At 33.7% G+C, this 16,566-nt stretch carries 14 protein-coding genes and 1 pseudogene; 13 read left to right on the top strand and 2 right to left on the bottom strand.

Annotated features, from left to right (window positions below):
- Nucleotides 1-367 precede the first annotated feature (367 nt).
- The 8 genes and pseudogenes from MKZ26_RS10800 to MKZ26_RS10765 form a co-directional block, all read left to right on the top strand.
- Nucleotides 368-508 (top strand): annotated as a pseudogene (locus MKZ26_RS10800) (JAB domain-containing protein); the annotation flags it as partial.
- Nucleotides 509-1,107: 599 nt separating this feature from the next.
- Nucleotides 1,108-2,886 (top strand): type I restriction-modification system subunit M, encoded by a 1,779-nt coding sequence (locus MKZ26_RS10795; RefSeq protein ID WP_340766193.1) that lies wholly within the window; start codon nt 1,108-1,110, stop codon nt 2,884-2,886.
- Nucleotides 2,879-4,156 (top strand): restriction endonuclease subunit S, encoded by a 1,278-nt coding sequence (locus MKZ26_RS10790; protein WP_340766192.1) that lies wholly within the window; start codon nt 2,879-2,881, stop codon nt 4,154-4,156. The genes MKZ26_RS10795 and MKZ26_RS10790 overlap by 8 nt, the downstream gene beginning before the upstream one ends.
- Before the next feature lie 6 nt (nt 4,157-4,162).
- A complete protein-coding gene (locus tag MKZ26_RS10785) occupies nt 4,163-7,162 on the top strand; it encodes a type I restriction endonuclease subunit R (RefSeq protein ID WP_340767641.1) in 3,000 nt (999 codons plus the stop codon).
- A 312-nt stretch (nt 7,163-7,474) separates the two neighbouring features.
- Entirely contained in the window at nt 7,475-8,656 is a 1,182-nt protein-coding gene (locus MKZ26_RS10780) for a nucleotidyltransferase domain-containing protein (RefSeq protein ID WP_340766191.1), read from the top strand.
- Nucleotides 8,657-9,295 carry a hypothetical protein gene (locus MKZ26_RS10775; RefSeq protein WP_340766190.1) on the top strand — a complete coding sequence of 213 codons (639 nt, stop codon included), beginning with the start codon at nt 8,657-8,659 and terminating at the stop codon, nt 9,293-9,295.
- Between the two features lie 37 nt (nt 9,296-9,332).
- Complete coding sequence (locus tag MKZ26_RS10770) at nt 9,333-10,457, top strand: SAVED domain-containing protein (protein WP_340766189.1); 1,125 nt, start codon at nt 9,333-9,335, stop codon at nt 10,455-10,457.
- Between the two features lie 268 nt (nt 10,458-10,725).
- Nucleotides 10,726-11,580, top strand: coding sequence for a tyrosine-type recombinase/integrase (locus tag MKZ26_RS10765; protein ID WP_340766188.1), 855 nt, complete (start codon nt 10,726-10,728; stop codon nt 11,578-11,580).
- Nucleotides 11,581-11,739: 159 nt separating this feature from the next.
- Here MKZ26_RS10765 and MKZ26_RS10760 read toward each other — a convergent pair whose 3' ends face one another.
- Together MKZ26_RS10760 and MKZ26_RS10755 are read right to left on the bottom strand one after the other, a co-directional pair.
- Complete coding sequence (locus MKZ26_RS10760; RefSeq protein ID WP_340766187.1) at nt 11,740-12,882, bottom strand: Abi family protein; 1,143 nt, start codon at nt 12,880-12,882, stop codon at nt 11,740-11,742.
- Between the two features lie 663 nt (nt 12,883-13,545).
- Nucleotides 13,546-14,148, bottom strand: a complete 603-nt coding sequence (locus tag MKZ26_RS10755; protein WP_340766186.1) for a recombinase family protein — start codon at nt 14,146-14,148, stop codon at nt 13,546-13,548.
- A 322-nt stretch (nt 14,149-14,470) separates the two neighbouring features.
- Between MKZ26_RS10755 and MKZ26_RS10750 the strand changes: the two genes are divergently transcribed.
- The 5 genes from MKZ26_RS10750 to MKZ26_RS10730 all read left to right on the top strand — a co-directional run bounded on the left by MKZ26_RS10750 (nt 14,471) and on the right by MKZ26_RS10730 (nt 16,456).
- Nucleotides 14,471-14,653, top strand: a complete 183-nt coding sequence (locus tag MKZ26_RS10750; protein WP_340766185.1) for a hypothetical protein — start codon at nt 14,471-14,473, stop codon at nt 14,651-14,653.
- 91 nt (nt 14,654-14,744) lie between these two features.
- Entirely contained in the window at nt 14,745-14,924 is a 180-nt protein-coding gene (locus MKZ26_RS10745) for a hypothetical protein (protein WP_340766184.1), read from the top strand.
- A gap of 200 nt (nt 14,925-15,124) precedes the next feature.
- A complete protein-coding gene (locus MKZ26_RS10740; protein WP_203249284.1) occupies nt 15,125-15,319 on the top strand; it encodes a helix-turn-helix domain-containing protein in 195 nt (64 codons plus the stop codon).
- A 1-nt stretch (nt 15,320) separates the two neighbouring features.
- Entirely contained in the window at nt 15,321-15,794 is a 474-nt protein-coding gene (locus tag MKZ26_RS10735) for a hypothetical protein (protein ID WP_203249285.1), read from the top strand.
- A 326-nt stretch (nt 15,795-16,120) separates the two neighbouring features.
- Nucleotides 16,121-16,456, top strand: a complete 336-nt coding sequence (locus MKZ26_RS10730; protein ID WP_203249286.1) for a hypothetical protein — start codon at nt 16,121-16,123, stop codon at nt 16,454-16,456.
- The last annotated feature ends 110 nt before the right edge of the window (nt 16,457-16,566 follow it).

Genomic DNA, 16,566 nt, shown 5'->3' with positions numbered 1-16,566 from the left:
ATACAGAAATGTAGTTTTCTATCGTTAATACCTAAATTAATTAGTTAATCAACAATTCCTAGTGCGAAGTATCTTTACAGCGAACGACCAGACTTCGTTTATCCATCCAGTTGGTACAAGTTCCTGTTCTAATAAAGGCAAAACGACATGATCCCCACCGAAAACTAAATTTACAGGGGTAAACGAAATAAAAAGGCGACCACTCATTTGAAGTGCCCCCATAAAGTTAAACAGTTTTTCTTATCTTTTTTGACTAATTCTTTCATAAAAAAGGTAATTTTATAATTTAGTTATGCTAACTCTGAAGACATGTAGTCAAAGCCAAGAGATTGCTTTCATAATATTTCTCCCACTTTACTATTGATATAACCCAACTCCCTCCCCTGAGGATATAGATGTTACGAAAAGATTGGCTGAAGCAGGTAGTGTGATGGGGGTGGAGCTTTTGGATCACGTGATTATTGGTGATCATAAATTTTTATCGCTTAAAGAAAAAGGGTATATGTAAAGATAGAAGGTATAAGATTGTGTTAGTAATTTATTATTTAGAGAACAAGCTGTTACATGTGATTAAATTAATCACATGTAACAGCTCTTTTATTTTTTATATATAATTCTATGCTTCTCAACTTTAATTTTTTTAGAACTTAACATTTTATCATTTTTTGGATACCTAGAATCACAGGTAATCCAATTATTCTAATTGTATTAAAAGTTAGAAAGGTTTTTATATAAAGCACTATTTATAGGTGTTTATATACAAATATACAAAAGGAACACCATTCATATATACTATAATAGAGGGAAATAGGTTTTTTTCAGTTGTGCATAGAATTAATCAATAAACCCAATACAAAGTGAATCAGATATGAAGGTGTTTTCTATGCACTTTTGTACTATTACTCAATTGCATGAATTGATTATCTTAGTATTCTATATACCATTTACTCAACATTTAGTAAGTATGTGTTCTTTATTCACTAGTTACAGTAAAAGAAAAAGTTAGGACCTGCAAAAGTTATTGGTTTAATTAGATGTGTAAAATAGCAGAGGGTAATAAATAAAGAGCCACTAATAAAAGGAAAAATTCTAGGGGGAAATTTAAAAATGAGCGAAAAAGCTATACACCTGCAAACAAACTTTAATGTTCAAGAAAAATCGAGTTTAATTTGGAATATTGCTGACATTTTAAGAGGTTTATATAAACCTCATGAATACGGCGAAGTAATCTTGCCTATGACAGTTATTAAACGATTCCATGACACGTTATTGCCAACACGAGATGCTGTAATGGAGGCGTTTGATAAGTATGAAACCTTTGCTGTTAAGGAAGGATTTTTACAAAGGGCATCAGGCCACATTTTTTATAATACCAGTCATTACACATTTGATACGTTGTTGTCGGACTCCGAGCATATCGAAGAAAACTTTAGAGCCTATTTAAACGGATTTTCAGAAAATGTCCAAGATGTATTAACTAATTTTGAAATGGATAGACACATCACAAAGTTAGGTAAAAGCGGAAAATTGTTTCATGTTATTCAGGAATTTAACACAGCTAAAGGCTATATGGGCGCGGATACTATTACAAGTACAGATATGGGATATGTATTCGAAGACTTGGTAAAAAGATTTTCGGAAAGCTATAACGAAGAAGCTGGAGCGCATTTTACTAGCCGCGATATTATCTACTTAATGACAGATATTCTATTATCCGAAGAAAAGGATATCTTAATGGAAGAAGGTGTCGTGAAGACAGTTTATGATCAAGCAATGGGGACTTCACAAATGTTAGGTGCGATGGAAGAAAGGTTAAAGTTATTAGATGCCGATGCAGAAGTTACGGCATTCGGGCAAGAGTTAAATTCTCAGACGTATGCGATTGCTAAGGCTGACATGATTATTAAAGGTGGAAATCCGGAGAATATGAAACAAGGAAATACGCTGACCGAAGACCATTTTGAAGGATATACATTTGATTACTGCATCAGTAACCCCCCATTCGGAATTGACTGGAAATCCGAAAGAATAGCAGTCAAAAAAGAGCATGATCTTGGGGATAATGGTCGGTTTGGTATTGGATTACCAGGGGTAGGTGATGGTCAATTATTGTTCATGTTGAATGGGATAAAGAAATTAAAAGATACTGGAAAAATGGCGATTATTCATAATGGCTCAGCTTTATTTACTGGGGCTGCCGGAAGTGGAGTAAGTGAGATTCGTCGTTATATCATTGAAAGTGACTGGTTGGATGCAATTGTGCAATTACCAGGGGACTCATTCTACAACACGGGAATATCAACATATATTTGGATTATTTCAAAAGATAAACCTAGTCATCGGCGGGGGAAGGTTCAACTAATTGATGCTTCCAACATGTTTGAAAAACGTCGTAAAGCTATTGGGGATAAACGTAATGATATTACCCAAGATTGTCGTGAAATTATCATCCAAGCGTATGGCGACTTTTTAAATAAGGAATATACTTTAGAAGAAAAAACACTTGAATCAATAATTATGAACAATGAAGATTTCGGCTTTAATAGAGTGACTGTTGAATCGCCGTTGATAGATGAAAATCGTAATATTATAATGAATAAAAATAAACCAAGACCCGACCCAAGTTTAAGGGACACCGAAGATATTCCATTAACGGAAGATATCGAAACGTACTTTGAGCGCGAAGTAAAACCGTTTAATCCACAAGCGTGGATTGATAAGACTAAGACTAAAGTGGGGTACGAAATACCATTTACTCGTCTGTTTTACAAATATGAAAAACCTGAAAGAACAGAAGAAATAATCCTTAGAATCAAAGAACTAGAAGAAGGCATTGTGAAATCTTTTGAAGCTTTATCTGGTCAGGAGGTTAAAACTAATGGATAGAAAAATGAAAGATAGTAGGGTTAAATGGATTGGGGAAATTCCTGAACACTGGAGGGTTTCCCCAATGAAAAACTTCATGTCATTTATCAATGGGTATGCATTTAAGAGTAGCGATCTATTAACGGAAGGGAAATATCCCGTAATAAAGATTGGTGATTTCAACATTAATGGTATCGATTTTCGAAATGCAAATTATTGTAATATAGATTACGAAATATTGAAAAATTATTCTATAAAAAAGGAAGATATTTTAATTGCGATGAGTGGTGGTACTGTTGGAAAAATCGTTTATGTAAACGATACTGTAGAAGATGCTTTTATAAACCAACGTGTTGGAATAATTAGGGCCACAAATTCAAAATTTATTTATTACGTTTTGAGTACAGGGGAATTTCTTAAATATGTTTATTTGTTAGCAGGTGGCACGGCCCAACCTAATATTTCCACGAATAGCATCAATAAATACAAATTTGCTATTCCAGGAATAGAAGAACAACGAAAAATCGTTAATTTACTCGACGGAAAAACATATCAAGTTAATTCGATTATAAAAAACACTAAAGTTTCTATCGAGGAAATTAAAAGGTATAAACAATCTGTGATTACTGAAGCGATCACAAAAGGGTTAAATCATAAAGTTGATATGAAAGAGACCGATGTTGATTGGATTGGAAAGGTTCCAGTTCACTGGAACGCAATGAAAACAAAATATATTTTTAAAGTTGAGAAAAGAATAGCGAATGAAGAAGGCCATGTAATTTTGTCTGTTACACAAAAGGGTTTAAAAGTTAGGGATATATCAAAAAATGAAGGACAAATTTCCGCTGACTATAGTAAGTATCAATTTGTGAACGTTGGAGACTTTGTAATGAACCACATGGATTTATTGACAGGTTGGGTTGACCACTCAAAACTCGAAGGGGTTACAAGTCCCGATTATCGTGTCTTTAAGTTTATTAATGACAGTAATTATTCAGCTGATTATTATAAATATATTTTTCAAATGTGTTATTCCAATAAAATTTTTTACGGAATGGGGCAGGGCGTATCAAATTTAGGTAGATGGAGATTACAAACAGATAAATTCATTAACTTTGTTTTACCGGTCCCAAGTTTGGAAGAACAAAATGAAATCGTATTATTCCTTAATTCTAAATGCGCACACATTGACAGCTTAATTGAACAGAAGAGAAAACTTATAAACGAGCTTGAGAACTATAAAAGTTCCCTGATTTTCGAATACGTAACGGGAAAAAAGGAGGTTCTTTAATTGACGATCCTGCAAGATAATGAAAAACGCTTTGAGGAAGATATTGAAGCGTATCTTCTCGCCGAAGGTGGTTATTCAAAAGGGAACCAAGAAAACTATGATAAAGAAAAAGCTATCGATATAGATGAATTAATAAGCTATATAAAGGAAACACAGAAAAAGGAATGGAAGAAGTATGTGAGAACCTACCAATCCGATGCACCGAACAAGCTGTTTACGCGGTTAACACAAGAAATTAATGCGAATGGTTTATTACACGTATTACGCAACGGGATAAGCGATAGAGGAACCAGACTAATGATTGCTTCCTTTCGTCCAGAAACTTCAGGTAACCCTGAAGTGATTAGTGCCTATGAGGCTAATAGACTAACTTGTACAAGACAATTTTACTATTCGACAGAGAACCGCAACTCGATTGACATGGTTCTGTCCTTAAATGGGATTCCAATTGTTGCGTTAGAGTTGAAAAATCAAATCAAAGGACAAACCGTTGATAATGCAAAAAAACAATTTATGTATGATCGGAATGAACGTGAAGTTTGTTTCCAATTTAACACACGTTTTTTGGTTTACTTCGCGGTAGATTTATATGAATCATGGATGACTACAAGATTAGATGGAAACAAAACGTTTTTCTTACCATTTAATCAGGGTTCACATGGAGCCGGAAATGTTGGAGGAGCCGGAAATCCACAAAATATTGAAGGCTATTCCACATCTTACCTATGGGAGAATGTTCTTCAGAAAGATGCGTTGTTGGATATTTTACAACGATACATGCACTTGGACGGAAATGTTAAAACGGGTCGTTTGATATTCCCTAGATTTCATCAACTGGATGTTGTTACGAAATTAGTGGAGGATGTACGAGTGAATGGAAGTGGCGATAACTACTTAATTCAACATAGTGCAGGTTCGGGAAAATCAAATAGTATTGCTTGGCTATCTTATCGTTTATCAAGTTTACATAATGCGTTGGGTAAAAATATTTTTACATCAATTATCGTTGTCACGGATAGACGAGTATTGGATAACCAGTTACAGGCCACAATATCGGGTTTTGATCATACCCTTGGGCTTGTAGAAACAATTGGAGATAAAAAGACCTCAAAAGATCTTCGGGATGCTATCAATGACGGGAAGAAAATTATCATTACAACCCTTCAAAAGTTTCCGGTTATTTATGATGAAATCAATGATAATACCGATCGAAGATTTGCCATTATTGTAGATGAAGCACATTCATCACAAACAGGCGATAGTGCCAAGAAGTTAAGAACCGCTTTAGCGAATACGGAGGATGCTTTAAGAGAATATGCTGAAATCGAAGGAGTAGCTGAAGAGAACTTGGAAGACGGAGAAGACCAATTGGTTAAAGAGTTGTTGAGCCATGGTCGGCATGAAAACTTGAGTTTCTTTTCATTTACAGCAACACCCAAGCAAAAGACATTAGAAATGTTTGGAACCGAACATGATGACGGAACGTTTCATCCATTCCATATTTATAGTATGAGACAAGCTATTGAAGAAGGCTTTATCTTTGATGTCCTAAAAAACTACATGACATACCAAACATCATATCGTATTGCGAAAGCAACGCCGGATAACCCAGAAATACCAACAACTAAAGGAGTTAAAGCCATTCGTCGTTTCCAATCTTTACATGCACATAACTTGCAACAAAAAACGATTGTTATGATTGAACAGTTTCGTGATATAACAAAAAATAAAATTAGTGGAAAAGCCAAGGCTATGGTAGTTACGGCTTCTCGATTGCATGCTGTTCGTTATTATCATGAATTCAAACGCTATATTGAAGCGAAGAATTATGATGATCTTGATATTTTAATTGCTTTCTCCGGTGTCGTAAATGACGGTGATACCGATTATCGTGAAACAAGTATGAATAAAACGAAGGATGGCAAAAGCATTTCCGAAAACCAATTAAGAAACGAGTTTCACGAGGATGATTTTAATGTTTTAATTGTAGCTGAAAAGTATCAAACAGGATTCGATGAACCTCTATTGCATACAATGTTTGTAGACAAAAAATTATCGGGTGTTAAAGCGGTTCAAACACTATCGCGATTAAATCGCATACACGAGGGGAAAGAGGATACCTTCATACTGGATTTCATAAATACGGCGGAAGAAATAAAGGAGTCATTTGCACCATACTATGAATCCACATCACTGGATGAAGCAATTGATGTGAATATGATTTACGATATTCAAACTAAAATCCATAACTTCAAATTATATAATAAACAGGACATTGACAAGTTCTTGAAGATTTATTATAAAAAAGGGAAACAAAGCGATAAGGATTTGGGCGAAATGACCAGTCTTTTAAAACCGGTTCTGGAGCGTTATACAGACTTAAAAGATGAAGAACAGTATGAGTTTAGAATATCCCTTCGTAATTTTAATAAATGGTACTCATACATCATTCAAGTAGCGAGAATGTTTGATAAGGGGTTGCACCAGGAGTATGTCTTCACCTCCTATTTAGATAAATTTATTCCAAAACTATCTACAACAGATATAAATATAGAGGATAAATTAAAGTTAGAATACTATAAGCTAGAAGAAACGTTTAAAGGTGATATAACTTTAAATCCTAATACCGTGGATAGTGTATTGGAGAACCCAAAAAGCGTAGGAACGGGGATTAAACCAGTTGAAGAAGATGAGCTGCTTGAAGTCATCATTCAAAAGATTAATGAGAAGTTCCCAGGGTCATTTAGTGATGGTGAACGAATAATTGTCGAAACCTTGTACAAATCGGTAAAGAAAGATAAAAAGTTAAAAGTATCTGCTAAAAATAACGATGCCCAGATCTTCGAACAAAGTATTTTTCCGGAGTTTTTTCACAAAAGTGCTTTAGACAACTATGAAAAGTCAATGAATTCATTTGAAAAATTGTTCCAAGACTCGACCTTTTATCAAGCTGTTATGGATGCAGTAGCAAAAGTGGCATATAAGGATCTTAGAAGTGAAGATTAATTGACTAAATGAACTTTAGTAGAAGTATCAATGAAATAACCATTCTAAATAAAAATAACGGATTAACCAAAACACAGGTTATCCGTTATTTTTATTTGATTCAATAAATTCTTATTTTTCATAGGGTAATGGTTTACTATAAAATTTATCTTGAGTTACTTAAATACAAAAATTAGTAGCCAGGGACAAGAGTATAATCAATACTATAAACCCTTTAACTTTTAATAGTTTGATAACAACATCATACTAATGTACACTATATATAGACGCGTAATTTAATTATAGGTACAACATATAGGGGGATATTTAAGAATGCAGGCAGCAAAAGTAAAGGAAGTTTTATTAGAAATGGTATCGCAGCTAGATTTACCGAAGAGTATAGATGAAAAGGCGAGAGAAAGATATATTTCTTTAAGTAATTGGTTTAGTCGCGAGAACAGTAGTTTAAAAGATGTTAAAATTGACTTCTTTTCACAAGGGTCATTTGCATTGGGGACAACCATTAGACCAATAAAAGAGAATGAAGAATATGATTTAGATATGGGGTGTAAGTTAAATATTGAAGAATATAAAAGTTCTAGGACTCAAAAAGAGTTAAAACATTTGGTAGGACATGAGCTAGAATTGTATCGAAACAGTGTAGGTATAGAAAAGCCTTTAGATGAAAAGCGGCGATGTTGGCGATTGGAATATAAAGATGAGATTAGCTTCCATTTAGATATTGTGCCTTGTGTTCCATTAGAGGGTGAACGAAAAGCAATTTACGAATCGCAATTATTTCAAGCTTATAGATACGAACAGTCTTTTCAACAAGACTTAGTACATTTTGCAATTAATATTACAGATATGGAGAACGAAAATTACTCTACTATTACTCATGAATGGTATGTCAGTAATCCACAGGGCTATGTCAGATGGTTCCAAAAGCAAATGCAGAAGAGTAAACAACAAGGTTTTTTTGAATCAAGAAATTTGATTGAGCCTGTTCCCAAATATGAACAAAAAACTGTTTTACAACTTTGTATTCAACTACTGAAGCGTCATCGAGATAATATGTTTGAAGAAAATCAAGACAGCAAACCTATTTCAATTATTATTACAACGTTGGCAAGTAAAGCTTATGATGGTGAATTAAATATAGAAGTAGCAATTATAAATATATTAAGCAAGATGCCCCAACATATTCATTCTCAAAAACCAAGGGTTCCAAATCCAGTAAAACCAGAAGAAGATTTTGCTGACCGCTGGGCCAACTCAGAATTTAGTCATTTAAATTTAGAGGCAAACTTTAAAATTTGGCTAAATCAAGCATATCTTGATTTTAAAAAGTTACTTGAAAAAGAAAAAACAGAAGAAATTCGCTCCGTTCTTAACGAGAACTTTTCATTAGACATAAATAGCGAACGCCTAGAAAAAGAATTTGGTTATAAAGTTGATTCGACACCAACTATCCATGTGATTAATACTCCTACTACTAAACCCTGGTGTTCATAAATGAATTTCAATTTAATTAATAAGTTTTTAACCCAGTATGGTGAGTTTAGAATGCAACCTATTGTTAATAACACAATGATTTTAAAGGGGAACCTTTGTCGGCAATTGCGTCATGATTCTTTTGGAACAATTAATATAGACTATTCACTGTTAATTCATATCCCTTTAAATTATCCAGAGAATCCACCAATTGTCTTTGAAAGTAAAGGTGCAATTCATAACTCACCTGCCAATCATATTAACCCAGATGGGTCTCTTTGTTTAGGATCACCACTGCGCTTAAAAATACTATTGAAAAGAAATCCAGACTTTAATCACTTTTTTGAAAAATGCATCTTGCCCTATTTATATGCAGTTACAATAAATATTAAAGAAAAAGGTGGCTTCCCATTCGGGGAATTGGCACATGGAGCAACTGGTTTATTTTTGGATTTTCAGGACTTTTTTCATCTTAAGAATCCTTCGCAAGTATATCAAATGTTAAAAGTATTAAGTAGTAAAAGAAAATTAGCTAACATTATGGTTTGTCCTTGTAGTTGTAAAAAAAGAGTTTCACAATGTGATTACTTTGAACGTGTATTAAGAATGCGCAAGGTATTAACTCGGGCTGAGTGGGAAAAGCAATTCCACTTAATTTAAGTTATTAAGAAAAACCATTGGAAAAGGGGGGATTTAAATGTCAGTAAGTTATATTCCACAAGATGTTAGATACCGTTTATGGGGAAAGGCAGCCGGGAGATGTCAATATCGAGGATGCAACACACCTCTATGGATAGATAAACTTACAAAAGCAGAATTTAATAGTGCCTATATTGCTCATATTATCGCTGATAAACCAAGTGGTCCAAGAGGTGATGTTAAATTATCTATATTACTAGGTAAAGATATTAGCAATATTATGTTGTTATGTGATGCACATCATAGATTAATTGATATAAAAGAGGTTGAAGGTCATCCAGTAGAATTATTACAGGAAATGAAAAAAGAACATGAAAATCGAATTGAACTCATAACAGAAATGGATACGGATAGAGAATCACATGTTGTCTTGTTTGGTACCAATATTGGAGATCATAGCTCTCCTTTAAATAAAAATAGTGTTTATCCTGCTTTAAAAGTTGAGAAGAGATATCCAGCACAAGTAGAGCCGATTGCTTTAAATCTTGATAATAGTTTGTTTAAGGATAATGACGAATTCTTTTGGACAGTTGAAACTAAAAACTTGCAACAGCAATTTAAAGAAAAAGTAGAACCTATTTTATCCAAGAATGAAATGCATTTTTCTTTGTTCGGTATTGCACCACAACCATTGTTAATCAAGCTAGGAAAACTATTCTCAGATATCCCGGTTGTGGAAACGTTTCAACGGCAAAGGGAGCCAGAGCCAACTTGGGAGTGGTCGGAATGTGAAGAATTTACCTACATTGTTAAAGTACCCGAGAAAATTAAAAATAAAATCGCACTTATTATTTCTTTAAGTGGGGCTGTTACTGATGATCGCATAGTCAGCGTATTGGGAGAGGATATTTCGATATGGACACTTACAATTGACAATCCAAACAATGATTTCTTAAAATCCAAACACCAGCTAAGTGAATTCAGACAAATATTCCGTAAACTATTAAATGACATTAAGTTTCGTCATGGTCAAAATAATGAGATTCATGTTTTTCCAGCTGCTCCAGTAGCTGTTAACATAGAAATAGGGAGAGCTTGGATGCCTAAAGCAGATTTGCCTATGAGGATATACGACCAAAATTATAAAATGGGTGGATTTCAATATGCATTAACTATACGATGAAGCAATCTTGTTTGATTCAGTCAAAAAAGATTCAAGTGTATTATAATTTTTATATATTTATTAAATTCCTTCAGTAGTGAAATTTTATAAACTAGTCGTCATGCAGATCCTTTTATCCACAATAAGAATAGACCAAATTGACGATACAACATAATATAAATTATGTTGTATTTTCGTGTTTAATTAGATAAGATTAAGCCTATAATGCAACATAGTTTATAACTTATAATGAAAAATAAATGCAACATAATTTATAGGGGTGATATTTATGATGGAAGCTTTTCAGAAATATTTAAATTTAAGTGGGCTTAGCGAAAATACCATCAAAGGTTATAGTCAATCGGTCAATGGATATTTAAAATGGTTCGATGAATCAAAAGGTGTTTCATTCACAAAGTTGCACCGGGAAAATATGCGGGAATATATATCTTATCTTAAAGCGATCCAAACAGTCGGACCTAAAACGATTAACACGAAATTAAGTGGTTTGGTAAAATTCAATGAGTTTTTAATTGAAGACAACAAACAATCTGATTTAGTTATTGAAAAAGGTGATTTCGTTAAAGTTCAGCAACAATATGCATCCCTTGCAAAAGTTGAATTTCAGGATGCGGAAATGTTTCGCCAACTAGTGCTGGATAGTGGGAAAGCAAGAAATTATGCAATCGTAACAGTTTTGGCTTATGGCGGATTACGCATTTCAGAAACACTCAATTTAAAAGTAACTGATATTAACTTGGTGTCCCGTGAAATACTTATTGTAGACGGGAAGGGCGATAAATCTAGAACGGTTTTTATGGGAGAGAAAGTGAAGATTGCCTTACAGTCTTGGCTGCGTGAAAGAAAAGAGAAGGGTATAGATTGCGAAATCCTCTTTCCAAGTAACCGAAATAGAAGGTTAGATCGTACTGTTGTGAATCGTTTGTTCAATACTTATTCAGCCAAGATTGGAAAAGCTATTACGCCACATGATCTCCGACACTTTTTCTGTTCAAATGCGATTGAAAAAGGCATGAGCATTCATGAGGTGGCAAATCAAGCCGGACATTCAAATATTCATACGACGTTGTTGTATACGAATCCTACGAAAAAGGAAATGTTGGAGAAGATGAATCTGCTTTGAAGATGAATCTTGTTAATATTTGAAGAAATTATATACGATAATTACCTTTATCTAGAATGCAATGTTGTAAACAAGATATCGACTGGCTAGGAAAAAACCCCTGAGAATGTTTAAGGGTTTTTCTGTTTAATGGGGGTTGGGTATGTGTGCAGAAAACTATTAATGATCGTGCATTATTGAATCGATCCATTCAAAATTTAATCCCATCAGTCTTTTGATCTCTACTATAGATATTGTATGTAATTTTTCATCCAGCACTAAAAATTCTTTTTGTATCTCTTCTATAAAATGATTTAAATCATTTTTCCTAAGAAAGAGTGATATTACAAAAATCAGAGAGAATATACCCCTACGTGCGTTTAGTCTTTGATTCGACTTAGACTTATTTAGACGTCTATTACTAGATGGGTCAACGGAGTGCGGTAATTTTAACCCGAACTGCATGAATATATCGTCAATAGGAACTTTCACTTGAGTGTTATAAAATCGTTCATTATGAGCACAGATATTTCTGAAGATACTTAGTATTTGTAAGGAACGTGCTGTGTTTAAAATCGTCAAATTATTGCTCGTGTTAGGACTGCTATGCAACTTCAATGATTTTATCATGTGTAGTTGAATCGCTTCTTTTTGAAAAGTGAATAAGTGACTTACATTTCCTAGTGTCAACACGTTCATCAATATCCACATAGGAATGTATCCATGTTGATTTAGGTAGGATGTAATAGACAGATTTTTATTCTTTTTTTGTTGATGTATTGTTTGGTTTGCAGTCTTTACGAATTTATTATATGCAGCTTGTCGATCTAGTTTTGTACTTTGGACGTTGGGTTTACTATTTGAAATGCTAGTACTAACAATACCAAAGTTATTTATAGAATAAACACTATAAGAAGCATCTAGGGTATAATATGTACTGCGCAAATATTCACTGTCCCTATGTAAGTTGTTTTGCTGCGTTGAAGTGTTGTTACTTTTTGGGTCAAGGTGATATGTATAAAAAGATTGTACGATTTGATTTTTTATTATCTCTTCTATTTTCAAGATTTCTTTTAAAAAGATTAATCTTATATTCGTATCAAAGGTTAGTAATGCTTCCAGTTCTGATAATTGAGTACCATCCTTATATTTCTCTACTTTACTGGAACCATGAAACAAGAAAGGATCCTTATAGCCATTAATGATATTGTAATAGCTGTATCTTTTTAATATTTCTTTTTGTTCACTACTATTTGGTATATTCATATTTCGATGACGAAGAATCTCGACTCTTTGGCTATATAATGAAAAGAACTTGTCCATATTCCCCTCCTTAATACAAGAAAGGCCGGAGGTTAAATAACCCGCGGCCTTTAATCGATCTTTTATAATAATAATTATATCATTATTAAAGATCAATTACAATTATATTATATGTTTGTTTTTTGGAAAATATACAGAGAATAATAAAAAAATCGAAATGTCGCTTATGAATAGGAAAAAAGCGAATATTTGATTCTCAATTAATAGACGGATAAATGACGGTGGCGTCATTTATTTTGAACGTAAGTCAATTTATATGATTTAAATGTTAGCTAATGGACAGATAAATGACATTGAATAGACGGATATGCATTTATTTATGTCATTTCGGTCTAATTGAATGTAAATAAGGATGCTTCGCAATTTAATACTCGAACTTCTCGCAGATGAGGTTGAGCCACGCACGAAAATGCCAAAGAAAATGTAGGCAAACTGGGGTTTTGAGTTCTAAGCTTCGCATTTTGGAGCATGAGCTTCTCACGGATGAGGTTGAGCTTCGCATGAAAAACCTAAAGCAAGTGTAGGCAAACCGCGGTTTTAAGTTGTGAGCTTCGCATATTGTTGCATGAGCTTCTCACGTAGGAGGTTTAGCTTCGCATGAAAAACCTAAAGCAAGTGTAGTTAATACTGTGGATTTGTATAAATCCTTCTAAACAGATATTATTATTGATTTTTAAAATCATTCACCATTTTATAAAATGAGGTTTTCTTCATTCCAGCTTCCTCCATTGCTTTAACTGCTGTAATTTCCCTGGATTGCCATTTATCATAAGCCTGAATAAATTCGTCTGTTATTTTGATTGGTGGACGTCCAAATTTCACACCATTTGAGAGGGCTAAATCAATTCCTTCGCGCTGACGTGTTCGTATTCTATCTCGTTCATCTTCCGCAAGCCAAGATAGAACTTGCAGGATAAGATCTGAGATGAAATTACCAATACTGTCTTTATATTTTGTAGTATCCAACAAAGGCATATCAAGTACCACTATATCAGCCCCGATTTCCTTCGTAAGTTCTTGCCACTCGTTTAAAATATCATCCTTGCTTCGACCAAAGCGATCCAGAGAATGAATATAAAGAATGTCCCCTTTTCTAATCATCCGTTTCATTAGTTGATACTGTTCGCGATGAAAGTTCTTTCCAGATTGCTTGTCGAGGAAAATGTCGCGATCACTAATCTCAATCTTTTTCATTGCTTCCATTTGACGGCTTTCGTTTTGATCTTTTGAACTTACCCTAATGTATCCGAATTTTCGTGACTCCAAAAATAGAACACCCCTTTAAGAACATTTGTTTCTTTAAGTATATAATTCCGTTCGGGAAGTTGCAAAGGAATGCGTGAACGTTCGGTAGGCGTTTATATACATTTACGAACTGTTTTCAGCTATGTTTTTGTAACTTGGAGGAGCGTTCGTTAAAGTGTACTTTTGCGAACACAAAGATTTTGAATTTTATTTTGCAGATTTAAGATGAATAGCATTGGAACTTACAATTATGAATGCTATACTTACTGTATGTATTAGTGAATATTCAGTAAGAACGGTATTCAGCTAACGGGCCATTTTGCAGAGAAATGGGGGTGTTTCGATGAAAAAGAAATCTCTCTTTTACTGGCGAATATTCGTACTTGCCGTTATGTTTTTGCTTTTTTTAACGAAAGTAATAAGCCTAGACACCTTTTTAACAATGATAGGTGGAATAATAGTCTTTGTCGGTATCCCTGAGACTATAAAGGCAATAAAGGGTAAAGACAGAAAAGAAAATCCATAAACGGGCGCGATAATGGCAAAGTGTTGTGTCAGAATTGGGCCAGATTATTTCAGACAATTTAGTGTGTGAAGTGAAGTGAGGGGGAGACACAATGAACAAATATCATCGATCTAGCTTACAGCTTATTTTCATTGTCACTATGACATTAATTTTATCTACATACTGGTTAGATTTAGAAATTGGTTATGGAATTATATTTTTAATCATAGCCGTTGGATATACGATTTATCTTAATTTTAAGGCAAGCAGAAGAGAACAAAGGGAAGAATAAGAACCTTCTACAATCGGGCGCTTTTACGGAACACAACCGTTCCGCAATAGGTCCATTTTATCGAAGGAAAGATATATACGCTAAAAAGCACAGAAATTATTCTGTACTTTTTAGCGTTCTTTTAATTGACTTTAAGAAAACGTGATGTAATATATATATTATATAAGCAATATATATATTGCGAGAAAGCAGAGGTATCTATGAAAAATAACGTGAAGATATCCCGAATAAAAGTTTCTATGAAACAGGATGAATTAGCGACAGTAACTGGAGTAACCCGACAGACGATTGGTTTAATTGAAAAGGGAGACTATAATCCAAGTCTGAATCTCTGTATTGCAATTGCAAAAGCATTAGATAAAACACTTGATGAATTATTTTGGGAGGTAGATTGAAATGGAAAAAACGTGGATTGCTAACTTATTATCAAAAGATGAATATAGGGAAAAACGATTTCTGTATTTTGTAGCTGAATCAGTATTAATTTTAAGTATATTGCTCTTTCTATATTTAATTGTTGATTCTTTTTTAATTGATTTAAATGTTCCTGGCGATATGATGGCACTTATTTCTTTAGGGTTTCTGAGTATTTATATACTTTTGAGATCTACCTTGACGGGTATTGAATACCCTGAAATTGCAACAAAAGCAAGATATAAAGAGGAAAAACGTTCTAAAGTTTATGGATCGATTCGTTTCGGAATCCTATTTATAATCGTTTATGGTGTATTTAAAGGTATTCCAGCTAACTTACAAGAAGTAGTAAATGTTATTGGACCAGCTATATTAGCTGCGATATTTTTCTTTCTTTTAAATTATATTTCTTTGAGAAAGTCATATAGTAAAAACCGAGAATTGTTAGATGACTAACATAATTTCGATTGTGACTTTGTAAGAATTTATTCTGGAATCGGACGCGATTGCGGAAGATCATAAGCCTAATTCCTCGTTCAATATATGGAGGAGTTAGGCTTTTTTATCTTTCAAAATCCTTAACGTTGTAAACTTGCACATTCTTGACGTTACCGCATTGTTAAGCTCATTGGCAGCGAGTGGTAAGCTTTGCGGCAATCGCTGGTAAAAGAGATGGCGGAAGTGGTACATTCTTAGTGCTGGTATCAATTTGGAAAAGGTTTGTAAGCGTCAAGTAGCGTTTACATGGTTCAATAAAAATTTGTGTTAAAGGATGATTCTTGATGAAAGATCATATGAAAATAGATGGTAAGCTTCTTCGAATAAACAAACGTTTTTCACAATTGAAAAATAATCAAAAGGATTGGATCGCAACGGAACTTTATAAACTTTATCACGATAAGATGAAAGAAAGATGTACAACAAGAAAGCTTCCTCCTGTTCACCAAGATATGGTGATATCATCTCTATATGAACAGATTCAGAATAAAGAAATATGGATACCTTATAGCGAAGTAAAAAAATATACAGTGAGTAAAACCACAAAAATAGTGAAAACTTTTAAAAAACAATTTCCTGAGTTGAGTGAGGAAATCGAAGCCAATCATGCTAACAAATAAAATGTAAGTCATTATTAAGTAATCGTTCCATTTGCAAGAAAGAAGTATGTCTGATTATTTGATTTAGAAACGGCCTTTTCTATTCATCATATACGTTTATGAAAGGTTCG

This window comes from Sporosarcina sp. FSL K6-6792, from assembly GCF_038004885.1.
Taxonomy (GTDB): Bacteria; Bacillota; Bacilli; order Bacillales_A; family Planococcaceae; genus Sporosarcina; species Sporosarcina psychrophila.
Note: the sequence above shows the minus strand (reverse complement) of the source record. Positions and strands in the feature narration are given on the sequence as shown.